This window comes from Streptomyces clavifer (genome assembly GCF_036345975.1).
Classification (GTDB): domain Bacteria; phylum Actinomycetota; class Actinomycetes; order Streptomycetales; family Streptomycetaceae; genus Streptomyces; species Streptomyces clavifer.
The window spans coordinates 1,979,169-2,001,276 of sequence record NZ_CP107793.1 but is presented as its reverse complement, the minus strand read 5'-3'; the positions used below and the strand labels follow the sequence as shown (position 1 = coordinate 2,001,276).

Here is a 22,108-nt window from a genome sequence, read left to right as displayed (position 1 = left end):
TGTTCCTTCCTGATGGAGGAACGGCTCCCGGCTCCGAAACGCAGAGAAGGCCGCCCCTCGGGCGGCCTTCGCGAAGTCTGTACGCGCGATGAGTCAGCGGGCCGCCGGATGAGCGGTCCACCACCAGTTCTGGGTCTTCTGCGCGAACATGTCCCGAACCCTAGCGGATGCACCGGACAAACGAGCGTGCGTCTCATTGGTTGAGCGCGCGGAGGGGCGGGGTCACCGACCCCGTAATGTTGGGGGCGTGACCGTGAACGCCAATACCTCCGTCGCCGGTGGCAACACCTGGCGAGACCTTCCCGCGGCGCAGCAGCCCGAGTACCCCGATGCCGAGGCTCTGCGCGATGTACTCGCGGACCTCGAGTCGTATCCGCCGCTCGTCTTCGCCGGTGAGTGCGACCAGCTGCGTGCCCGCCTGGGAGCCGTCGCCAAGGGCGAGGCGTTCCTGCTGCAGGGCGGTGACTGCGCCGAGGCCTTCGACGCCGTGTCGGCCGAGCACATCCGGGCCAAGCTGAAGACGCTGCTCCAGATGAGCGCCGTCCTCACGTACGCGGCCTCGGTGCCCGTCGTGAAGATCGGCCGGATCGCGGGCCAGTACTCCAAGCCGCGCTCCAAGTCGACCGAGACCCGCGACGGCGTGACGCTGCCGACCTACCGCGGCGACTCGGTGAACGGCTTCGCCTTCACGGAGGAAGCCCGGATCCCCGACCCCGACCGGCTGAAGCGGATGTACCACGCGTCCGCCTCCACGCTGAACCTGGTCCGCGCCTTCACCACCGGCGGTTACGCCGACCTGCGCCAGGTGCACGCCTGGAACCAGGACTTCGTGAAGTCCTCGCCGTCCGGCCAGCGTTACGAGGCCCTGGCCCGCGAGATCGACAACGCGCTGAACTTCATGAAGGCGTGCGGCACGGACCCGGCCGAATTCAAGGCCGTCGAGTTCTACGCCTCGCACGAGGCACTGCTCCTGGACTACGAGTCGTCGCTGACCCGCACCGACTCGCGCACCGGCCGGCTGTACGACACCTCGGGCCACATGGTCTGGATCGGTGAGCGCACCCGGCAGATGGACGGCGCCCACATCGAGTTCGCGTCGAAGGTCAGCAACCCCATCGGCATCAAGCTCGGCCCGACGACCACCGTCGACGAGGCGCTCGGCTACGTCGACCGCCTCGACCCCGACCGCGAGCCGGGCCGGCTGACCTTCATCGTGCGCATGGGCGCCGACAAGGTCCGCGACAAGCTCCCCGAGCTCGTCGACAAGGTCACGGCCTCCGGAGCCACCGTGGTGTGGGTGACCGACCCGATGCACGGCAACACCTTCGAGGCCGCGTCCGGCCACAAGACGCGCCGCTTCGACGACGTCCTGGACGAGGTCAAGGGCTTCTTCGAGGTGCACAAGGGCCTCGGCACGCACCCGGGCGGCATCCACGTCGAGCTCACCGGTGACGACGTCACCGAGTGCGTGGGCGGCGGCCACGAGATCTTCGTGGACGATCTGCACCAGCGCTACGAGACGGCCTGCGACCCGCGCCTCAACCGCAGCCAGTCCCTCGACCTGGCGTTCCTGGTCGCCGAGATGTACCGCGACCAGTAGGCACCACCGGAGAGACGCCTGTGGGGCACGGATCGATGTGATCCGTGCCCCACAGGCGTTCCCGGGGCTTTTCCGCACCGCTGGTGACGGGTAAGGTTAGGTTAGCCTCACCGAAAGTCGGGACGGCGCAGCGATCGAACCCGCCGGGAGGTGAACCGCATGTACGTCTGCTCCTGCTTCGGCATCACCGAGCAGCAGGTCAAGAAACATGCGGACGACGGTGCGTGCACACCGCGCCAGATCGCCTCCGCCTGCAAGGCCGGCACGGACTGCGGCGGCTGCGTCCGCCGCATCCAGGCGCTGCTGGGCCGCGGGGACTGCACGCGCGGGGAGCTCCTGAAGGCACGTACGGAGTCGACGGGCACACCGGCCGGCGCGCCCTCCCTCTTCGGCACCACACCGGACGTCCGGCTCTCCGACGCCGCCTGAGCGGCCGCCGGACGACGACGCACCTTCCGGGTACGGGTGGCCCCGGGCGGATCAGCTCTCCGGCTGCTCGATCAGCTGGGCGATGTAGAGCGGCTCCCCCAGCTTCTCCACCAGCTCCAGCTGGGTGTCGAGGTAGTCGATGTGGTGCTCCTCGTCCGCCAGGATGGACTCGAAGATGTTCGCCGACGTGATGTCGCCCTTGCCGCGCATCACCTCGATGCCCCGCTTGAGGCGGTCGATCGCCTCCACCTCGACCTGGCGGTCGGCCTGGAACATCTCGGTGACCGTCTGGCCGACCCGCACATGGAAGAGCCGCTGGTAGTTGGGCAGGCCGTCCAGGAAGAGAATCCGGTCGGTGAGGATCTCGGCGTGCTTCATCTCGTCGAACGACTCGGCCCGGGTGTACTTGGCGAGCTTCGTCCAGCCGAAGTTGTCCTGCATCTTCGCGTGGAGGAAGTACTGGTTGATGGCCGTCAATTCGGCGGTCAGCTGTTCGTTGAGGAACTCGAGGACCTCGGGGTCGCCCTGCATCGCAGAGGCTCCTTCCAACCGGTGGACTGGGCACGTGTGCGCCGCATCCTCGCATCGCACCCGGCGGTCGTCCAGTAAGTGCACGCTTAGTATGAGTTGCCCGAATCAACTCTCCCCTGGTCATGACCACCCCTGCCTGTCTGTCACCATGGAGGCATGGGTCAGCCGGAAAGCCGGGAACGCGGCACAGCAGAGCAGTCCGGGCTACCGCCGGGGCAGCGACTGCAGCGTGGCTGGCCGGTCACCCATTACGGGCCGGTGCCCAAGTTCAAGCCCGACCGCTGGGAGTTCCGGGTCTTCGGGGCCACCGCCGACGGCGAGAAGCACTGCTGGAATCACCAGGAATTCTCGTCACTGCCGTTCTCCTCCGTCGTCGCCGACCTCCACTGCGTGACGAAATTCAGCATGCTCGGCGCCGAATGGGGCGGAATCCTCGCCCGCGAGGTCGTCGAACTGGCACCGCCCGCGCCCCATGTCACCCATGTGATGGTCTGGGCCGAATACGGATTCAGCTCGAATCTTCGACTGGCCGACTTCATTTCGGACGGGACGCTCTTCGCCACCCACAAGGACGGCGAACTGCTCACCGCCGAACACGGATTCCCGCTGAGGCTCGTCGTACCGCACCTGTACGCCTGGAAGGGCCCGAAATGGGTCCGCGGCATCGAGTACATGACGGCCGACCGCCGCGGTTTCTGGGAAGAGCGCGGCTATCACAACATCGGCGACCCGTGGAGCGAGCAGCGCTACTCCTATCAGGAGGAGCCCGGGGACGGTCCCGAGCTCTGATCCCGCGACAGCGGTGCACCCTGGCGGGCCTCTGCCGCCCCGGGGTGTCCCGCGGTGCCGGTCATGCCGCGGGGAGCCCGGGCCCGGTCACCGAGGGAACGCCGTCGCCCCGCAGCTCCTTCAGGCGTGCCACGTCCGCCGCGTGCCCCTCCTTGCCACCGGGCGTCTCGATGATCAGCGGTACGCCGTCGGTCGCCGGATGCGAGAACAGCTCGCGGAACGGCTCGGCGCCGATGTGGCCCGCTCCGATGTTCTCGTGCCGGTCCTTGTGGGCACCCACCACGTCCTTGGAGTCATTGGCGTGGATCAGCTTCAGCCGTCCCTCGCCGACCGTGTCCACCAGCAGGTCGAGTGTCTGCCGCATGCCGGCGGGACCCGCCAGGTCGTGACCCGCCGCGTAGATGTGGCAGGTGTCCAGGCAGACACCCAGCTTGGGGTGGGAGTCCAGGGCCTCGAAGTACGGGCCGAAGTCCCAGGTCCGTGAGCAGAGCGAGAAGCCCTGTCCGGCGGTCGACTCCAGCAGCAGGAACGGGTCGTCGTCGTGGGTCAGCTCGTCCAGCAGCGGCCTCAGGTGCGTACGGACCTGTGCGAGGGCCTCGGCCCGCGGCCGGCCGCCCGTCGCCGAACCGGTGTGGACCACGACGCCGAGGGCGCCGATCTCCCTGGCCCGGCGCAGCGAGTGCCGCAGGGAGTCGACGGACCGCTTCACCGTGGCCTCGGTGTGCGAGCCGAAGTTGATCAGGTACGGGGCGTGGACGTACGCGGGGAGCGACGCCGCCGCGCACTCCGCGCGGAACAGGTCGTCCTGCGCCGGATTCCCGGGCGGTGTCGCCCAGCCGCGCGGATTGGCGACGAAGACCTGCACGGCTTCCGCCGCCAGCTCCCGCGCGTAGCCGAGACCGACCTTGGCGAGACCGCCGGCCACCGGGACATGTCCGCCCACAGGATTGCGCATGTTCTAGAGACCCTTGGTCCTGATCGTGATCGTGGAGCCCTCGGGGGACTTCTGTCCGCCCTCGACCGACTGGCTCGCGACCGTGTCACTGAAGGAGAGGAACGGCCGGTCGACCTCGACCTCGAAGCCCGCTTCCTCCAGCGCGCTCCGGGCCTCGTCGACGTCCTGACCGGTCACATCGGGGACGCCGACCATCCGCGGGCCCTTGGAGATCGTGAGCTCGACGGTGTCTCCCTCGGCCGCCTCCTCGCCGCTGCCGGGTGTCTGCTCGGCCACGTCGCCCGCGGCCTCGGAGGAATCCACCCGGCCGGGCAGCACCTTCGCCTTCAGTCCCGCCTCGTCCAGCTCGGCGGTGGCGTCCTCGACGTTGAGCCCCGAGACGTCGGGGACGTCGACCGGGCTGCCCCTGCTGATGACCAGCGCGACCGCGGAACCGGCGTGACGCGCGGTGCCGACGGCTGGATCCGTACGGATGACGTCACCCCGGGCGACCTCCTCGTCGAACTCCCGGGTGACCATGCCCTGCTCCAGGCCCGCCTGCTTCAGCTCGCGCCGGGCGTCGGGGACGGAGAGGCCCTCGATGTCGGGCACCTTCACGGTCTCGGGGCCGCGCGACACCACCAGCTCCACCGTGCCGTTCCCCCGGATCTGCTCGCCCGAGGCGGGATCGCTGCTGATCACCGTGCCGCGCTTCACCGTGTCGCTGTAGGCGCGCTCGACGCCCCTGAGGCCGAGACCGGCGTCCGAGAGACGCCCCTCCGCCGTCTTCTGGGTCTGGCCCATGAGCGAGGGGACGTGGGTGAACTGTCCGGCGTTGATGTACCAGACACCCGCGCCGACCCCGAGCACCAGCAGGAGGGCGACCAGCGCGGCGAGCATCCCGCGCCGGGGATTCGCCGCGAAGCGCCCCCGCCGCCCGCCCCGGCCCGACTCCGGCGGCAGGGGCGGCGGCATCTCCAGACGGCTGGTGTGGTGCGCGGTGCCCTGGCCGGCCGGGATCACCCGCGGGATCACGCTCGTACGGTCCTCGGCGGCGTCGTGCACCTCCGCGCGGGCCTGCGGGGGCAGTGCGTCCAACTGCTCCTCGGTGAGGGCGGCACGCACCACGCGGGACATCGCCAGCAGGGCCACCGCGTCGTCGGGCCGGCCCTCGGGGGCCCGGGCCGTGGCGGCGGCGACCAGCTCGTCCAGCCCGGCCGCCAGACCGGGAACGGCACCGGACGGGGCGGGCACGTCCTCGTTGAGGTGCTGGTAGATGACCTGGGCGGCGGTCCCGCCGGTGTGCGGCTTGCCGCCGGTCAGCATCTCGTACAGCACGACGCCGCAGGCGTACACGTCCGAGCGGGTGTCCGCCGTGCCGTGCTCGATCTGTTCGGGGGCGAGGTACGACACCGTGCCCAGGAGCGAACCGGTGGTGTCCGTCACGGTGCCCACCGCCCGGACGAGGCCGAAGTCCGCGACCTTCACCCGGCCGTCGTCCCCTATCAGGACGTTCTCCGGCTTCATGTCACGGTGCACGAAGCCGGCCCGGTGCGCGGCGCCGAGCGCCGCCAGGACCGGCTCCAGGATGTCCAGCGCCGCCCGGGGCTGCAGGGCCCCGCGCTCGCGCAGCACGTCGCGCAGCGTGCACCCCGCGACGTACTCCATGGCCAGGTACACGTACGCGCCCTGGGCGCCCTGGTCGAAGACGGCCACCACGTTGGGGTGCGCGAGCCGGGCCACCGACTTGGCCTCACGGATGAAGCGCTCGACGAACGCCGCGTCCGTCGCCAGCGCGGGGTGCATCACCTTGAGGGCGAGCACCCGGTCCAGCCGGGTGTCCGTGGCCCGGTAGACCGTGGCCATACCGCCGACGGCGATGAGCGCATCGATGCGATAGCGGCCGTCGAGCAGCTGCCCGACGAGAGGGTCCTGGAGGGTCGTGTCCACAGGACGAGTCTACGAGCCGCCACGGACACGGCGGACGGCCCCGGTGCGCCCGGGGCCGTTCTGGGGCCGAGCCGTGACAGGGACATGTGCGTGCGGTGACACGGGGGCCGGTCGCGCGGACGCCGACGTCAGAAGGCCGGGCGCTCCGGATCCAGCGCCGCCCGGCCCCCGGTGGGCGAGGACGCCTCGGCGAAGTGGCGCCGCGGGATCCGGCCGGCCCGGTACGCCAGACGCCCGCCGTCCACCGCGTGCCGCATCGCAGCGGCCATCAGCTCCGGCTCCTGGGCCCGGGTCACCGCCGAGGCGAGCATCACGGCGTCGCACCCCAGCTCCATCGCCAGCGCCGCGTCCGAGGCGGTCCCCGCACCGGCGTCCAGGATCACCGGCACCCCGGCCTGCTCGACGATCAGCTGGAAGTTGTGCGGATTGCGGATGCCGAGCCCGGAACCGATGGGGGACCCCAGCGGCATGACCGCCGCGCACCCCACGTCCTCCAGCTTCCGGGCCAGGACCGGATCGTCGTTGGTGTACGGCAGGACGGTGAAGCCGTCGTCGACCAGGACCTCGGCGGCGTCCAGCAGCTCGATCGGATCGGGCAGCAGGGTCCGCTCGTCGGCGACGACCTCCAGCTTGATCCAGTCGGTGCCCAGGGCCTCCCGGGCCAGCCGCGCGGTCAGAACGGCCTCACCCGCGGTGAAGCAGCCCGCGGTGTTCGGCAGGACGCGGATCGAGAGCCGTTCCAGTACGGAGAGCACCGAACCCTGGACGGTCGGGTCGAGCCGCCGCATCGCCACGGTCGTCAGCTCGGTGCCCGAAGCGATCAGTGAGCGTTCCAGCACGTCGAGGCTCGGCGCCCCGCCCGTTCCCATGATCAGTCGGGACGACAGGGCGGTGGAGCCGAGGGCGAGGAGATCGTCGGACACGGTCAGCCTCCCTGGACCGCGGTGAGGACCTCGACCCGGTCACCGTCGGCGAGAGCGGTGGCGGACCACTGGCCGCGCGGGACGACCGCCTCGTTGACCGCGGCGGCGACCCCGGCGTGGGCGGTGGTCAGCGTCGCGACCAGGGCGTCCAGCGGGGTCCCCGCCGGGACGCTGCGGCGCTCCCCGTTGACGGACACCGAGACGGACACGGAACCGGGCACGGGGGCGGGGGCGGGCTCTGTCATGCGGGCTGCTCCTGGGACGCGGGGGCGGGGGAGAGGGCTGCGGGGGACGGGCCGAAGCGGCCCGGTGTGAAGGGGCGGGCCACCTCGGGCAGTTCGCCGGTGGTCAGCACCTGGGCCATCACGTCGCCGGTCACGGGGGTCAGGAGCACCCCGTTGCGGTGGTGGCCGGTGGCGAGATGCAGACCGGGCAGCGCGGTCGGACCCAGCAGCGGCGCGTTGTCCGGCGACGCGGGGCGCAGTCCGGCCCGGGTCTCCGTCAGCGGCAGCTCGGTGATGCCAGGCACCAGCTCGTGGGCGTCGCGCAGGAGTTCGTAGACCCCGCCCGCGGTGACCGTGGTGTCCCAGCCCAGCTCCTCACTGGTGGCGCCCACGACCAGCTCGCCGTTGGCCCGGGGCACGAGATAGACATGGCTGCCGCGCACCACGGCGCGCACGGTCCTGCTGAGGAAGGGGGCGTACGCGGGCGGCACGGTCAGACGCAGCACCTGCCCCTTGACCGGCCGGACCGGCGGCACGACCGCCTCGGGCAGCCCTTCGAACCGGCCGCTGAGGCTGCCTCCGGCCAGGACGACCTGACCGGCCGACGTCTCCGTACCTTCCGCCAGGACGACCCCCGTCGCGCGGCCGCGCGCGACGAGGAGGCGCTGCGCCCAGACCCGGTGGAAGACCACCCCGGCCCGCTCGCACGCGGTGACCAGGGCGGAGGCCAGCCGCCTCGGATCCACCTGGTGGTCGCCGTCGACCCGCAGTCCGCCGCGTACCCCCGGCGCGAGCATCGGTTCCAGACGGCGGCACTCGCGGCCGCTCAGCCACTCGGAGTCCAGCCCCGAACGCTGCTGCAGCGCGTGCAGCTCCCGGAGATGGGCCCGGTCGTCGGAGTCCAGCGCGACGGACAGCGTGCCGCAGGTGCGGAAGCCGGTCCCCTGACCGCTGGCCTCCTCCAGCTCGGCCACGAACTCCGGATAGCGCGCGGCGGAGGCGAGGTTGAGGCCGAGCAGCATCTGCTCGCCGTAGTGGAGCTCGGTGACGGCGGCCAGCATTCCGGCCGCGACCCCGGCGGCGCCGCCGCCGGGCTCCGGATCGATCACCGCCGTGGACAGGCCGAGCCGGGCCGACCGCCAGGCGGTCACCAGGCCGATGATGCCGCCCCCGACGACCAGGACGTCAGAGGTGTTCCCGCAGGTGCGCATGGGCGTCCAGCCCCTCCCTTCGCCGGCATGACCCGGATCAGGTTCGTACGGTCGGAGGCCGGTCAGCCTCCCTCTCAGCCCGGTGCGCCCGGGCTCCCGCGAGTGCCTTACGGTGGCCAGCCTAGACCCCGCCGCCCACGGCCAGTAAGGGAGCAGCCACCGTGGCCCGTTCACTCGACGGTCTCGTCCTCGCGCCCGTCGCCGACCAGGCCCCCGGTCAGGTCGGCACCCGCACCCGGTTCACGTACCACGAGCGGGAGGGGCGGGTCTGGGCCGAGTACGCGGGCGGCGACGTCGTCCGCGGCCATCTCGTCGGCACCCGGGACGCGGACCGGCTGGACTTCCGGTACGTCCAGCTGAAGCAGGACGGAACGACCTCCGCGGGGCACTGCGTGTCCGTCGTCACGGACCTTCCCGACGGCCGGGTGCGGCTGGACGAGCGGTGGGAGTGGGAGTCCCAGGAGGGCAGCGGGACGAGCGTCGTGGAGGAGGCCGTCTCCTGACGTCCCGTCAGGTCGCTAGGCTGGCCCGGTGAGCGAGCAGACGTGGGACCGGACAGCGGGAGAGCGGCCGCGCCGCGTCGTGGTCGTCGGCGCGGGCATGGCCGGCGTCCAGACGGCCGTGGCACTTCGCGAACAGGGCTTCGCGGGCCCCGTCACCCTGATCGGCGCCGAACCGCACCAGCCGTACGACCGGCCGCCGCTGTCCAAGGCGGTCCTGCTCGGCAAGGCGGAGGACTCCGCGTTCGACGTCGACTTCGAGGCGCTGGACATCACCCTGCGCCTGGGCCTCGACGTGACCGGCCTGCGCGCCGCGGCACACGAGCTGGACACCCCGGAGGGCCCCGTCCCGTACGACGTCCTGGTGCTCGCCACCGGGGCCGAGCCCCTCGTCCTGCCCGGCTCGGAGGGGGTCCCCGGGGTGCACCTGCTGCGCACCCTCGACGACGCCGAACGGCTGCGGCCCGTACTGGAGAGGCAGCACGACGTCGTGGTCGTCGGGGCCGGCTGGATCGGCGCCGAGTTCACCACCGCGGCCCGCGCCGCCGGCTGCGCGGTCACCGTCGTCGAAGCCGCCGGACGCCCCCTCGCGGGCACCCTGCCCGCCGAGGTCGCCGCTCCGATGGCCGCCTGGTACGCCGAGAGCGGGGCGGAACTCCTCACCGGCGCCCGGGTCGCACGCGTCGAACCGGGCGCCGTCCACCTGACGGACGGCCGGGCCGTCCCCGCCGGAGCGGTGATCGTGGGCATCGGCGCCCGCCCCGCCACCGGCTGGCTGGCCGGCTCGGGCATCGCGCTCGGTCCGGACGGCTCGGTCACCGCCGACGGCTCCCTGCGCACCTCGCTGCCCGACGTGTACGCCGTGGGCGACTGCGCGTCCTTCCCCTCCGCCCGCTACGGCGAGCGTCTGCTCGTCCACCACTGGGACAACGCCCTCCAGGGGCCCCGGGCGGTCGCCGCCGCGGTAGCCGACGGGCTGCCGCGGACGTACGACCCGGTGCCCTACTTCTGGTCCGAGCAGTTCGGCCGCTTCGTGCAGTACGCGGGCCACCACGCCGGCGCCGACACGCTGCTGTGGCGGGGAGACCCCGCCGAGGCCGCCTGGACCGTCTGCTGGCTGCGCGCGGGCGTCCTGGTCGCGGTCCTTGCCGTCGGCAGGCCGCGCGACCTCGCCCAGGGGCGCAAGCTGGTCGAGGCCGGCGCGCGGATCGATCCGGTGCGCGCCGCCGACCCCTCCGTACCGCTGAGATCGGCGGTGCTCTAGGACCGGGCGGGGGCCCCGTACGGTCGGCCCGGCTACCGACTGCCGGTCCGGGATGGCACGCTTGTCCCTGTGACCGAGATTGACGCAAAGATCGATGCTCTCGTCCCCGCATGGCTCCACCTTCCCGACATCGCGGAAATGCTCGATGTCGAGGTGACGCGTGTACGCCAGCTGGTCAAGGAGGGCCAGCTGATCGCCGTACGACGTGGTGAGAACCGGACGCTGCAGGTGCCCGCCGCCTTCATCGACGGCGACAAGGTGGTCAAGGGTCTCCCAGGGACCCTGACGCTCCTGCGGGACGACGGCTACAAGGACGAAGAGATGCTGGAGTGGCTCTTCACCCCCGACCCGAGCCTGCCCGGAACACCCGCGCAGGCCCTGAGTGAGAATCGCGGTACGGAGGTGAAGCGCCGGGCCCAGGCGCTCGCCGTCTGACCGTACGACCGTGAGCGGAGTGCGGGCCGTGACAGACACGGCCCGCACTCCGCTCACGGCTGCACCGACACAGTGACCACTGACGCACCGACGGGGGAACACCACATGTCCACGCCTCGCTCGCAGCTCTCCGACGCCCGGCTCTACCTGTGCACGGACGCCAGGAAGCGGCAGGGCGACCTGCCGGACTTCCTCGACGCCGTGCTCTCCTCGGGGGTGGACATCGTCCAGCTGCGCGACAAGGGCATGGAAGCCGCGGAGGAGCTCGACCACCTCGCCGTGTTCGCCGACGCCTGCAAGCGCCACGGCAAGCTGCTCGCGGTGAACGACCGGGCCGATGTCGCCCACGCCATCGGTTCCGACGTGCTGCACCTCGGACAGGGCGACCTCCCGGTGCCCGCCGCCCGCGCCGTCATCGGCGGCGATGTGGTCGTCGGCCGCTCCACCCACGCCGAGTCCGAGGTCGACGCCGCCGTCGCCGAGACGGGCGTCGACTACTTCTGCACCGGCCCCTGCTGGCCCACCCCGACCAAGCCCGGCCGGCACGCGCCGGGCCTCGGCCTCGTGCGCTACGCCGCCTCGCTCGGACAGCCGCGCCCGTGGTTCGCCATCGGCGGGATCGGCGCGGGCAACCTGGACGAGGTGCTGGACGCCGGCGCGCGCCGCGTCGTCGTCGTGCGGGCGATCACCGAGGCGGACGATCCTGCCGGGGCGGCGGCGGCACTCGCCGCGCGCGTCCGGGCGCGCGCCGTCTGAGCCGGAGCGGACCTCGCGCCCCGCGGGGCGGTCCACCGCGGGGCGGTCCACCGCGGGGCCGCCCACCCAGAGGGCCGGCTGTCCGAAGGGTGGACAACAACCGTCTCATTCCGGTCAAATCGCGCTGTCCGGTTGGGGTACCGCCGAGCCCTGGTTAACCTCCCAGTATGGCCCTTGGCACACCTTCCACCAGGACGGATCACGCTCGCACCGTGCGTGAGCTGCTCGCGACCGGCAAGACGTCGTACTCGTTCGAGTTCTGGGCGCCCAAGACCGAAAAGGGCGAGCGGAACCTCTGGAACGCCCTGCGCCGGGTCGAGGCGGTGCGTCCGAGTTTCGTCTCCGTGACGTACGGGGCCGGTGGTTCGACCCGTGCCGGGACCGTGCGGGCGACCCAGCAGATCGCCGCCGACTCGACGCTCATCCCGGTCGCGCACCTCACCGCCGTCGACCACTCCGTCGCCGAACTGCGCAACATGGTCGGGCAGTACGCCGACGCGGGGATCCGCAACATCCTCGCGGTGCGCGGAGACCCGCCCGGCGACCCGATGGGCGAGTGGGTCGAGCACCCGCGGGGCGTGCGGTACGCCGCCGACCTCGTCCGACTGATCAAGGAATCCGGTGATTTCTGCGTCGGCGTCGCGGCCTTTCCCGAAATGCACCCGCGGTCGGCCGACTGGGACTCCGACGTCCGGAATTTCGTGGACAAGTGCCGCGCCGGGGCCGACTACGCGATCACCCAGATGTTCTTCCATCCGGAGAGCTATCTGCAGATGCGTGACCGCGTGGTCGCTGCGGGTTGCGAAACCCCGGTCATTCCCGAGGTGATGCCGCTCACCAGCGTCAAACAGCTGGAAAGATTCGCCCAGCTCAGCAACGCGTCCCTGCCTCCGGCACTGAAAGACCGCATCCTCGCCGCCAAGGACGACCCCGCCGCTGTACGCTCCATTGGCATCGAGTTCGCCACGGAGTTCTGCGCGAAGTTGCTCTCCGAGGGTGTCCCGGGGCTGCACTTCATCACGCTCAACAACTCGACGGCGACGCTCGAGATCTACGAGAATCTCGGACTGCACAAGCAGTCGTGACCGGCCGTACCCGCCACCAACCGGGGCGGTGGCCGCAGGAGGGGGCGGGCGTGGGCTGGACGGTCCTCTACATCGCATTCGGCATCGTGGCGTTGTGGCTGCTGGGCGAGGTGCTGCTGCAGTACAAGGCGCGCCTGCGCTGGCGGCTGCTCGCCTTCGGCGGCTTCCTCGGTGTGGTCCTGGGTGTGCTGATCGCGTCCGTGCCGGTGATCGCCCTCGGCGCGATCGCCTTCGCGACGGGGCAGACGTATGTGACGCTCTCCTTCCGGAAGGGTTTCTCCACCGGCTGGGCCATAGGCGGCAGCCCCGGTGAGAGCCGTCGTCGCCGCCGCGGTGGCAACGAGCGGTCCGCCGGCCGGGAGCCCGTACTCGAGGTCTCCGGCCTGGAGTACGAGGAGGCCGCCCCCGAGACCGCGGCCTCCGCCGTCTACGAACCGCAGCCGCTGCCGGACGATACCGGCCAGTACGGCATCTACACCGATGCCGCCCACTCCGCCAGGGACGCCAGGGACCAGCAGGACCCGCAGAGCGAACAGCAGCCGCAGTACGCCCCCTACGACCCGTACACCGGCTACGCGCAGCCCGCCCAGGACACGTACAGCGGCCAGGGCGCCTACCAGCCCCAGGAGACCTATCCGGGCCAGGAGACGTACCAGGGTCAGGGCCAGGAGGTCCACCAGGGCCAGGACGGCTACGCCACCGGGCAGTACGACTACGGCAGCGAACAGGCGGGCTACGCCGCCTACTCGGACCCGTACATCGGGTCGGGCACCACCACGGGCACCGGGCAGTACGCCGCGTACGACGGCTACGGCAACGCCTACGACACCTACGACGGCGCGCAGCAGCCCACCGACGCCCACTCCGACCAGTACGCCTCCGACACCCCGCCGGGCGGCGTCTGGGTCCCGCAGCAGCGCGAGAGCGAGCAGTACCCCCCGCTGCCCCCGGAGGCGCCGACCCGGCCCGCCCCGTACGGGAACGGGTACGACACCGGTCAGAACGAGCAGTACCGCTACTGACCGGCCGGCCGGACCCCGACGCGCGGTCCGCGGCTCACTGCGAGCCGCGGAAGCCGTCGCCCTCCACGACGAGTCCGGCGACCAGGGCACCCGACATCCCCGCGTGGGCCGGTCCGCCACCGGGATGTGACCAGCCGCCGGCCAGGTACAGGCCGGGCAGCGGTGTGCGGTTCCCGGCGTGCAGGTAGGCGCCGCCCGCCCCCGCCAGGGCCGGAGCGGGCACCGAACCGCCCTCGGCGCCCGTGTCGGCCTCGGTGTCCACCGGGGTGCGCACCTCGGAGCGGAGTATCCGCTCTCGCAGGCCCGGTACGGCCTCGGCGGCCCGGCCGATCATCGTGTCCGTGAACCGCTCGCACAGCGCGGTGTCCGTCCAGTCGACCGGTCCGTGCGGAGCCACCGTTGCCATCAGTGTCACCGCCTCGTGCTCCTCGTCCGGGCGGGTGGCCGGGTCGTCCGGACGCAGGACCGTCACCGTGGGCCGCTCCGCGGTCCGGCCCCCGAACACCGCCTCCTGCTCCGACGCCCCGTCCGCCGGGTGCACCACGGTCCGGTGCACGGCACCGGGCTCCCGGGCGCCGCGCAGCGAGAGCAGGACCAGGAAGCGGCCCGGCGCCCCGTGGCGCCGCGCGCCCGGCAGATCCCCGGACACCGCGCCCGGCCATCGCTCCTGACCGGGCAGCAGCCCGGGGCGCGGCTGCGCACCCAGCACGACGTGGTCGGCCTCCACGCCCGTGCCGTCCGCCAGCTCGACGCCCGCGGCCCGGCCGTCCTTCTCGGCGACCCGGACCACCTCGGCGCCGAAGACGAACGTCACACGACGGGCCAGACACCGCTCGTGGACCGCGTCGGCGAGCGCCCGCATCCCCCCGGCGACGTACCAGCTTCCGAAGGTCTCCTCCATGTACGGCAGGAGGGCCGCGGCGGCCGGTGCGTGGCGGGGGTCCAGGCCGTACGACAGGGCGTATCCGTCCAGGAGGGCCGCCAGCCGGGGATCCGTCAGCTCCAGGCGGCCCACCTCCGCCACCGTCCCCGCCTGCCGGGCGGGACGCAGCAGCCTCCGCCGGCGCACCGCCGGGTAGGGGTCCCGGCCCAGCGCCTGCCGGTCGTCGCGCAGGGGCTCCTCCAGGAGGGGCCTGCGCGACCGGTCCCAGGCGGTTCCCGCCCGGTCCATGAACTCCCCCCAGCGGGCCCCCGCGCCCGCCCCGAGTGCCTCGTCCAGCGCGCCGACCACGCCGGCCCGTGAAGCGTTGGGCAGCGACACCGCCGTGCCGTCCGCGAAGAGATGGCGGCTCGCCGGATCGACCTGGGTGAGCGTGACGCACTGCTCCAGGGGCTCCTTGCCCGTCTTCACGAACAGATCGCGGTAGACCGCCGGGAGATGGAGCAGCGAGGGGCCGGTGTCGAAGACGAAGCCGTCCCGGGCATGGCGGCCGAGCGAGCCGCCGTGCGTGCCGGACCGCTCGTACACCGTCACCCGGTGGCCTGCCACGGCGAGCCGCGCAGCCGCCGCCATCGCGCCCGTCCCGGCGCCGATCACCGCAATTCGTGCCATGTCAGAGACCCTAAGGGGTGGAGCCGGCAGGTCGTCCGTGAGGCCGGTGCCGGACCGTTCCGCCGGGGCGCCGGTGAACCCGGGAAGTCCGGTGACCACCGGGGGAGCAGGGCCGAGGACACGATCGTGACCCGTCGCGGGCCGGGCAGGTGGGCCCCGGCACACAGGTCTGAGTATCCCTACCCAGTGGAGGAGATGAGTACGGATACGGATGGGCCGGGCCCGCTGCGGACGGAAGAGTGGGGACCACGGAAGGGGCGCAGCGCCGGGACCGCCGGCACGGGGCGGCGGAACGGTGCGGCGCTCCGGACGCGACGGGGGTACGACGGAGAGCCCGGGGACCACGGGGGAACGGGGTCACGGGGAGGGTTCTGCGGAGTCACCAGGACGCCGGGCCGGTGGAATTCGAGGGGGATCGAATTCCACCGGCCCGGCGTCTTCGTGCGCCGTCGTGTTCCCCGGGGGGCCTCAGCGCCCGCTGACACGGCCGTGCAGCAGCAGGGACAGGGCCGAGTGCACGTCGTCGATGGTCCGCTCGGGCTGGAAGGCCTGCCAGTCGAGGGCCGCCACCAGCACCATCCCGACGAGCGCGGCGGCCGTCAGCTGGATGTCGATCTCGTCGCTGAGCTCACCGTTGGCCACACCGTCCCGGAGCACCTCCTCGACCACGGCGACGGCCTCCTGGCGCAGTACCAGGAGGGTCGACTGCCAGGCGCGGTTCGTACGCCAGAGCTCGGCGACGTACAGCTGGGTGAAGGCCGGGTAGCGGTCGATGAAGACCAGCCCTGCCCTGATCATCGCGTCCAGCGCCTCGACCCGGGTGCCCTCGCGCGCGTCGGTCTCCTCGGCGGCGGAACGCAGCGACGCCGTCAGCAGCCCGACACCGTGCCGCAGCAGTTCCTCGAAGAGTTCGGTCTTGCTCTTGAAGTTGTAGTAGACCGTGCCCTTGGCCACCCCGGCACGCTCGGCGATCTCGTCCACCGTCGTCGCGGAGAAGCCCTTCTCCGCGATGAGGGTCACCGCCGCCTCGTAGAGCTTCTGCCGCGTGGCCTGGCGGCGCGTGGTGCTACTGCTGTCCATACCGACGATTCTCACAGGTCCGGGCGCGCTCACAGACTGAGCTCCGGATGCAGCCGGTCCAGGGTCCACACCTGCTTGCGGCGGGCCGAGAGCGCGGTCAGGGCCAGGGCCCCCGCGGTGAAGGCCAGCAGGACGGCACAGGCCTGCCACACCGGGCCGGGACCGCCGCCCGTGATCAGCCTGCGCAGCCCGTCCACGACGTACGTCATCGGCAGGTAGGGGTGGATCGCGCCGAAGAAGCCCGGGCTGGTCTGCACGGGGTACGTGCCCCCGGCCGAGGTCAGCTGGAGCATCAGCACCGCCAGGACGAGGATGCGTCCCGCCGCGCCGAAGCGGGCGTTCAGCCACTGCACGATCGCGGCGAAACAGCAGGTCACCAGGGCGAGGAAAGCGATCGTGCCGACTGGGTGCGTCATCTCCAGGCCGAGCTGCCAGTGCAGCACGGACATCAGGGCGACGACTTGGAGCAGGCCGATCGCGGCGACCGGCAGCCAGCCCGCGAACGCGATGCGCCAGGCCGGCGCCCCGGCCGACAGCGCCCGCCGGCTGAGCGGCTGGATCAGCATGTACGCCACCATCGCTCCCACCCACAGCGAGAGCGGGATGAAGTACGGGGCGAAGCCGGTGCCGTAGTTGGGGGCCGCGTGCAGCGACGAGGAGGCCAGCCGCACGGGGTCGGCCATGACGCCGGTACGGTCGTCGCGGTCCTTCTTGTCGTAGTCGGGGATCTTGCCGACGCCGTCGTTCAGACCCTGGGCGAGCGTCGCCGAGCCGTCACCGAGCCGGTACAGCCCGCTGTCGAGGCTCTTCGCGCCCTTCTTGAGCTTCCCCAGTCCCGTGTCCAGGTCTCCGGCACCGGTCTTGGCCGTGCCCAGCCCGGTGTGGAGCGTGTCGGCGCCCTTGGCCACCTTGTGGGCACCCGTGTTGAGCGCGTTGATCTTCGCGACGGCGGACTCCAGGTCCGTGTCCAGGTCCGGTGACCGCTTCGCGAGGGCGTCCGCCTGCTTCTGCAGGGTGGTCAGCTGCGCGCGGAGCTTCGTCAGATCGCCGTTCTGTTTGGTGACCAGCGTGTTCACGTCGTCGGCGACCCCGGCGACATCGGCCGCCGCGGTCGTCGCGCGCTTCAGCTGGGGACACACCCCCGGGTCGGGCAGCGGCTGCTCCTCGCAGCGGACGCGGTACACCTCCGCCAGGTCGTCGGAGGCCGTGTGGGCGGCGGCGGAAGCGGTGGGCGCCGTCTCGGCCAGCAGGTCGAGATTGTCCCGTACGGCCTCGGACGAGTCGGAGACCAGCCGGGCGGTGTCGCCGATCGCCTTGCCGTTGTCCTTCAGGAACGGACGTACGTCGGCGGCCACCTTGTTGACCTCGTCGGCGAGCAGCTGGGTGCCGCCGGCGACCTGCCGGGACCCCGTCTCCAGATCGCCCGCGCCCTTGTCGAGCTTGATGATCCCGCCGGACAGCGTGCCGCTGCCGGACTTGGCGTCCTTGAGCCCGTCCGCGAGGTCCTCGGACCCCTTCTTCGCCTTGGTGACACCGCTCTCGAGGTCGTCCGCCCCCGCGGCTGCTCTGGCCGTCGCGTCGTGGAGGCCGGAGAAGTTGATGAAGATCCGGTCGAGGAAGCCGCGCGAGGCCTGCGTCGAGGCGGCGCTGCGGACCTCGGCGAACACCGTCCGGGAGATCTGCCCGACGATGTAGTTGTTGGCGTCGTTCGTACGGACCTGGAGGGCGCCGGTCTCGGGGGAGTCGCCCGCGCTGGACGCGACCCGCCTGCTGAAGTCGGCGGGCATGGTCAGCGAGAGGTAGTACGTCCCGTCCTCCACTCCTCTCCCGGCCTCTTCCGGGCCGACCTCGTGCCAGTCGAAGACCTTGGAGTCGAGCAGCCGGCCGGCGATGTCGTCACCGGCCGTGAGGTGCTCGCCCCCGGTGCTCGTGCCCCTGTCCTCGTTGACGAGCGCGACGGGGATCCTGTCGAGCCGCCCGTAGGGATCCCAGAACGACCACAGGTACAGGGCGCCGTACAGCAGGGGCAGCAGCAGGAGCGCCACCAGTGCGGCACGCGGCATCCGGCCCCTGCCGAACCGCCTGAGCTCAAGCGCGGCCAGTTTCGGCGATCGCATCGGCCGTCTCCTCCTCGGTCGTGTCGTCGTCCGCCTCGGTGGCGGCCTTCTCGTTCCCCGCCGGGGCTCCGGTACGGACGGTCAGCGCGCCCTCGGGGGCCTCGCTGCACACGGCGAGCACCGTGGTCCCGCCGTCCGCGAGGGCGCGCAGCAGCTTCCAGGCCGCGGCGCGGTCCGCCGCGGAGAGCTTGAGGTCGGTGTCGTCCACGGCGAGGAGCCGCGGACGGCCCATCAGCGCGAGGGCCACGGACAGCCGCAGGGACTCGATGCGCTCCAGGTCCCGCACGGAGGTGCGTCCGGCCTTCGGCAGCGCGGCCGGGTCCAGCCCCGCGGCCTCCAGCGCGGTGTCGATCACCGCCCGTGCGGTGGCGGCCCGTTCGGCGCGGGGGCGCAGCAGGGAGCGCACCGAACCGTCGAAGCGGCGCTGCAGCAGTGCCCGTTCCCGCAGGTGTTCGGCGACGGTGAGGGCGGGGTCGAGGTCGTTCACCCCGGGGACGGGTCCCAGCGCGCTGATCCCGCGGACGGCGGCGAGCCGGCCGGGCACGCGGTGGCCGCCCACCTCCGCATGGCCCCGGGTGGGACGCATCCGGCCGGTCAGCGCGAGCAGCAGGCAGGTGCGGCCGGAGCCGGACGGGCCCTCGACCGCCACCAGCGATCCGGGATCCGCGGTGAAGTCCACTCCCTGGAAGGCCCAGCCGCGGGGCCCCTCCAGTCCGAAGTCCTCGGCGCTCACTGCCGCCCCGTGCGGGCTGTCCACGACGACCCCACCCCTCTGTCCGACCATCGATCTTTTGCACTGACCAGTCAGTGCAAAAAGTTACCCGAACTCGCGGGCGATGCACAACGCCGGGTGCCCCCGCTCCCGCGGGCCGGGCGGCCGCGCACCGGGCGGGGCGGGCCCGCAGGCCTGCCCTCCGGTGGGCAATCGGTCGGCCGGATGCATGGAATGCCAGGTCAGAGGGTATTTCTGAGGGATTGTCAGTGGTGTCCGTCACGATGGATGCATACGGCCACGAAGCCGTCACACGACGACAGGAGGTTCGTCATGGCCAGCTCGTCCGCAGCCGCTGCCCCGCGGCGCCGCGCAGGCAGCCCTGCACCCTCACTGACCGGTCCGGCAACCGACGTCCACCCCGTTCTGCGCCGCACCACGGCGCCGCCCGCCGCTCTCGATCTGCTCGCCCAGGCCCACAGCGGCCTGGACGAGGCCGCCGTCCTCGACGTGCCCAACGAGCGTTACGCCACCGCTCATCTGGCCGCGCTGCGCACCGCAGCAGCCGTGCTGGCCGCCCGTGGCCGGCCCGAAACCAGCAGGCGCCGCCGGGAGAGGATCCGCAGCGCCTGGGAGGTCCTCCCGGAAATCGCCCCCGAACTCACCGAATGGAGCGCCCTGTTCGCCTCCGGGGCCGGGCGCCGGGCCCGCGCGGAAGCGGGCATACCCGGCGCGGCCACCATCCGCGACGCCGACGACCTGCTGCGCGACGCGGCCATGTTCCTCCGCCTGGTCGAACGGCTTCTGGTGCTCCAGCCGGTCCTGCCGCAGCCGCGGAGGGACCGGCCCCGGTAGCGGCCCCGGGCGGTGAAGGGAACGGCCCCCGCGCCGGTGGCGCGAGGCGGGGGCCGGGACGGCGGTGCGAGGCAATAGGGTGGACAGCACCCGTAACCACCTGCACTGTTCACGCTCCGCCGTCCGTGGCGGCACCGTGCCGAGGAGTCAACTGCCGTGTCGGACCAGCTGCGCCCCCGTGCCTCCCTCCGTACCGCTGTGGTCTGGGACGTCCTCAAGGACGCTCTCGAGCGTCGGGTCAAGGCGACCGGCAGGGATGCCCTGGACGTGCTGGACACCGGCGGCGGCACCGGGAACTTCGCGGTGCCCGTCGCCCGGCTCGGGCACCGCGTCACCGTGGTGGACCCCAGCCCCAACGCCCTGTTCGCCCTGGAGCGGCGCGCCGCCGAGGCCGCGGTCGCCGACCGGGTCCGCGGAGTCCAGGGCGACATCCTGGGCCTGTTCGAGGTGGTGGACCGCGCCGGCTACGACGCGGTCCTGTGCCACGGGGTCCTGGAGTACGTGGACGACCCCGCAGAGGGCGTACGGCACGCGGTCGAGGCGCTGCGTCCGTCCGGCGCGCTCAGCCTGCTCGGTGCCGGACTGGGCGGTGCGGTCCTGGCCCGGGCGCTCGCGGGCCACTTCACCGAGGCGCGGCAGGCACTGACGGACCCGGCAGGACGCTGGGGCGAGGGTGACCCCGTGCCCCGCAGGTTCACCGCCGAGCAGCTGACCGAGCTGGTCACCGCCGCGGGCGTCGAGGTCGGCGCGGTCCACGGGGTGCGGGTCTTCGCCGACCTCGTACCGGGCGTTCTGGTGGATACCGAGCCCGGCGCCGTGGAGGCGCTCCTGCGCCTGGAGGCAGCCGTCGCGGAACTGCCGGCCTTCCACGCGGTGGCGACCCAGCTGCACGTTCTGGGCGAGAAGCGCGTCTGAGCCGTGGCGCGGGCAGCCGGAGCACGGCTGATCAGCAACGCAGCTGCAGACGGAGTACCGCCCGGAACACCCGATCGGGGCGCGGGCCCCGTATGATCGGGTGACACCATCCGGCATGACGGATCGGAGGTCGGGGAATCTACGCCTCAGCAGCCGAGCCGACATGGCGGTCCGGACTGGCTATGGCTAGAGGGCGGGTTTCACGGGGGCGAATCCCTGCCTATCCTGGAAGGGCCGCATACCGGTCGCCCCCCGCGGCCGACGACGAGGAGGACTCCGTGCCGCTCTCGGAGCACGAGCAGCGAATGCTCGAGCAGATGGAGCGAGCGCTGTACGCCGAAGATCCCAAGTTCGCTACAGCGCTTGAGGGAAGCGGGCTGCGCAGGTACACCCGGCGACGGGTCTACCAGGCGGTGGCCGGTTTTCTGGTGGGTATCGCGCTCCTCATGGCCGGAATGGTCGCCCAGCAGATCTGGATCAGCGTGGTGGGATTCCTCGTCATGCTGGGCTGCGCCGTGCTGGCGGTCACCGGGTGGCGCAAAGCGCCCAAGCCCGGTGAGCAGCAGCAGTCGGCAGGGAGCGGGAGCGGGGACGGCGGCGAACGCCGACATCCCAGGCAACGCCGGTCGATGATGAACCGGATCGAGCAGCGGTGGCAGCGCCGCCGCGACGAACAGGGCCAATGAACGTACCACCGTTCCCTGGTCGGCGCGGGGCACCACCGCCCGACCCGGGTCCGGCCCGCGTGTTCCGGCCACGTGACGTGGGACCTCATGCGTGAGGGGCGGTCGCAGCAATGCGACCGCCCCTCACGTTTTGGCGCGCCCACCGCCCCGCGCCCACCCGGACGGCGCAGACCGCCGCCAGGAGAACCCGGCCACCGGGCAGGACCTCCGTGACGCGCGGGCCGAGCGGTTCCTGCGAGGAGCACGCCGCCCCGACCGGCCCCGCGGCGAGCCCACTGCCCCACCGGCCCTGCGGTGCGCGGACCGGCCCGGGGCCGGCCGTGTGACGGGGCGGGGCTGTCCCGCCCCGTGCGGCGAGCGGCTGCCGGAGGCGCTTTTACGATGGCGGGCGGGGGGCGGGCCCCGCGACGGCGGGCACGGGGGAGGGCCCCTGATGAAGGCCGCTGCAACGCTGGGCACGGGGGGACGAGCCCGCGCCGCGTAGTCCCTCCGGAGGCTGCCCCGCCATGATCGGGCTGCAGGACGGGCGGGCTGCCGG

23 protein-coding genes and 1 riboswitch are annotated in these 22,108 nt (G+C 72.3%); of the genes, 12 read left to right on the top strand and 11 right to left on the bottom strand.

Annotation, left to right across the window (positions count from 1 at the left end; translation table 11 throughout):
- Positions 1–93: 93 nt before the first annotated feature.
- Positions 94–150 (bottom strand): trp operon leader peptide, encoded by a 57-nt coding sequence (locus OG927_RS35975; protein WP_124282800.1) that lies wholly within the window; start codon positions 148–150, stop codon positions 94–96.
- 103 nt (positions 151–253) lie between these two features.
- Between OG927_RS35975 and OG927_RS08545 the strand changes: the two genes are divergently transcribed.
- Together OG927_RS08545 and OG927_RS08540 are read left to right on the top strand one after the other, a co-directional pair.
- Entirely contained in the window at positions 254–1,600 is a 1,347-nt protein-coding gene (locus OG927_RS08545) for a class II 3-deoxy-7-phosphoheptulonate synthase (protein ID WP_056785886.1), read from the top strand.
- Positions 1,601–1,759: 159 nt separating this feature from the next.
- The gene (locus OG927_RS08540) at positions 1,760–2,029 is read left to right on the top strand and encodes a (2Fe-2S)-binding protein (protein WP_056784221.1); all 270 of its coding nucleotides are present in this window, start codon (positions 1,760–1,762) and stop codon (positions 2,027–2,029) included.
- Positions 2,030–2,080: 51 nt separating this feature from the next.
- Here OG927_RS08540 and bfr read toward each other — a convergent pair whose 3' ends face one another.
- On the bottom strand, positions 2,081–2,560 hold the full coding sequence (gene bfr / locus OG927_RS08535) for a bacterioferritin (protein ID WP_030583510.1): 480 nt from the start codon (positions 2,558–2,560) through the stop codon (positions 2,081–2,083).
- Positions 2,561–2,716: 156 nt separating this feature from the next.
- Here bfr and OG927_RS08530 point away from each other — a divergent pair, with 156 nt between their 5' ends.
- A complete protein-coding gene (locus tag OG927_RS08530; RefSeq protein ID WP_056784216.1) occupies positions 2,717–3,349 on the top strand; it encodes a sulfite oxidase-like oxidoreductase in 633 nt (210 codons plus the stop codon).
- Between the two features lie 61 nt (positions 3,350–3,410).
- Here the strand turns inward: OG927_RS08530 and OG927_RS08525 are convergent, their stop codons facing one another.
- From OG927_RS08525 to thiO, 5 genes are all read right to left on the bottom strand, one after another.
- Complete coding sequence (locus tag OG927_RS08525; RefSeq protein ID WP_330319929.1) at positions 3,411–4,304, bottom strand: deoxyribonuclease IV; 894 nt, start codon at positions 4,302–4,304, stop codon at positions 3,411–3,413.
- Positions 4,305–4,307: 3 nt separating this feature from the next.
- Positions 4,308–6,233: a Stk1 family PASTA domain-containing Ser/Thr kinase gene (gene pknB / locus OG927_RS08520; RefSeq protein WP_330319928.1), complete on the bottom strand. Its 1,926-nt coding sequence runs from the start codon at positions 6,231–6,233 to the stop codon at positions 4,308–4,310.
- Between the two features lie 128 nt (positions 6,234–6,361).
- Positions 6,362–7,156, bottom strand: a complete 795-nt coding sequence (locus OG927_RS08515) for a thiazole synthase (RefSeq protein WP_330319927.1) — start codon at positions 7,154–7,156, stop codon at positions 6,362–6,364.
- A gap of 2 nt (positions 7,157–7,158) precedes the next feature.
- On the bottom strand, positions 7,159–7,401 hold the full coding sequence (thiS, locus tag OG927_RS08510; protein ID WP_124282609.1) for a sulfur carrier protein ThiS: 243 nt from the start codon (positions 7,399–7,401) through the stop codon (positions 7,159–7,161).
- Entirely contained in the window at positions 7,398–8,591 is a 1,194-nt protein-coding gene (gene thiO / locus OG927_RS08505; protein ID WP_330319926.1) for a glycine oxidase ThiO, read from the bottom strand. Before thiO ends, thiS begins: the two co-directional genes overlap by 4 nt.
- A riboswitch (TPP riboswitch) is annotated at positions 8,589–8,701 on the bottom strand. (Overlaps the previous gene by 3 nt.)
- A gap of 51 nt (positions 8,702–8,752) precedes the next feature.
- Here thiO and OG927_RS08500 point away from each other — a divergent pair.
- From OG927_RS08500 to OG927_RS08475, 6 genes are all read left to right on the top strand, one after another.
- Entirely contained in the window at positions 8,753–9,094 is a 342-nt protein-coding gene (locus OG927_RS08500) for a hypothetical protein (RefSeq protein ID WP_056784199.1), read from the top strand.
- 28 nt (positions 9,095–9,122) lie between these two features.
- Positions 9,123–10,355, top strand: coding sequence for an NAD(P)/FAD-dependent oxidoreductase (locus OG927_RS08495; protein ID WP_330319925.1), 1,233 nt, complete (start codon positions 9,123–9,125; stop codon positions 10,353–10,355).
- 69 nt (positions 10,356–10,424) lie between these two features.
- On the top strand, positions 10,425–10,790 hold the full coding sequence (locus OG927_RS08490) for an Rv2175c family DNA-binding protein (RefSeq protein WP_056784195.1): 366 nt from the start codon (positions 10,425–10,427) through the stop codon (positions 10,788–10,790).
- A 105-nt stretch (positions 10,791–10,895) separates the two neighbouring features.
- Entirely contained in the window at positions 10,896–11,546 is a 651-nt protein-coding gene (gene thiE / locus OG927_RS08485; RefSeq protein ID WP_330319924.1) for a thiamine phosphate synthase, read from the top strand.
- 167 nt (positions 11,547–11,713) lie between these two features.
- Positions 11,714–12,631, top strand: coding sequence for a methylenetetrahydrofolate reductase [NAD(P)H] (metF, locus tag OG927_RS08480; RefSeq protein WP_079099543.1), 918 nt, complete (start codon positions 11,714–11,716; stop codon positions 12,629–12,631).
- 50 nt (positions 12,632–12,681) lie between these two features.
- Positions 12,682–13,653 (top strand): hypothetical protein, encoded by a 972-nt coding sequence (locus OG927_RS08475; protein ID WP_330319923.1) that lies wholly within the window; start codon positions 12,682–12,684, stop codon positions 13,651–13,653.
- Between the two features lie 34 nt (positions 13,654–13,687).
- On the opposite strand, the gene OG927_RS08470 is transcribed toward OG927_RS08475, so the two are convergent.
- The 4 genes from OG927_RS08470 to OG927_RS08455 all read right to left on the bottom strand — a co-directional run bounded on the left by OG927_RS08470 (position 13,688) and on the right by OG927_RS08455 (position 19,159).
- Positions 13,688–15,205, bottom strand: a complete 1,518-nt coding sequence (locus tag OG927_RS08470) for a phytoene desaturase family protein (protein WP_330319922.1) — start codon at positions 15,203–15,205, stop codon at positions 13,688–13,690.
- A 468-nt stretch (positions 15,206–15,673) separates the two neighbouring features.
- Positions 15,674–16,285 carry a TetR/AcrR family transcriptional regulator gene (locus OG927_RS08465; protein ID WP_056784181.1) on the bottom strand — a complete coding sequence of 204 codons (612 nt, stop codon included), beginning with the start codon at positions 16,283–16,285 and terminating at the stop codon, positions 15,674–15,676.
- 29 nt (positions 16,286–16,314) lie between these two features.
- Positions 16,315–18,402 (bottom strand): YhgE/Pip family protein, encoded by a 2,088-nt coding sequence (locus OG927_RS08460; protein WP_209470682.1) that lies wholly within the window; start codon positions 18,400–18,402, stop codon positions 16,315–16,317.
- Positions 18,374–19,159, bottom strand: a complete 786-nt coding sequence (locus OG927_RS08455; protein WP_330321306.1) for an ATP-binding cassette domain-containing protein — start codon at positions 19,157–19,159, stop codon at positions 18,374–18,376. Before OG927_RS08455 ends, OG927_RS08460 begins: the two co-directional genes overlap by 29 nt.
- 288 nt (positions 19,160–19,447) lie before the next feature.
- Between OG927_RS08455 and OG927_RS08450 the strand changes: the two genes are divergently transcribed.
- The 3 genes from OG927_RS08450 to OG927_RS08440 all read left to right on the top strand — a co-directional run bounded on the left by OG927_RS08450 (position 19,448) and on the right by OG927_RS08440 (position 21,570).
- A complete protein-coding gene (locus tag OG927_RS08450; RefSeq protein ID WP_056784174.1) occupies positions 19,448–19,969 on the top strand; it encodes an SAV_6107 family HEPN domain-containing protein in 522 nt (173 codons plus the stop codon).
- Between the two features lie 156 nt (positions 19,970–20,125).
- Complete coding sequence (locus tag OG927_RS08445) at positions 20,126–20,884, top strand: class I SAM-dependent methyltransferase (protein ID WP_056784171.1); 759 nt, start codon at positions 20,126–20,128, stop codon at positions 20,882–20,884.
- A 278-nt stretch (positions 20,885–21,162) separates the two neighbouring features.
- Complete coding sequence (locus OG927_RS08440) at positions 21,163–21,570, top strand: DUF3040 domain-containing protein (RefSeq protein WP_056784168.1); 408 nt, start codon at positions 21,163–21,165, stop codon at positions 21,568–21,570.
- Positions 21,571–22,108: the final 538 nt, after the last annotated feature.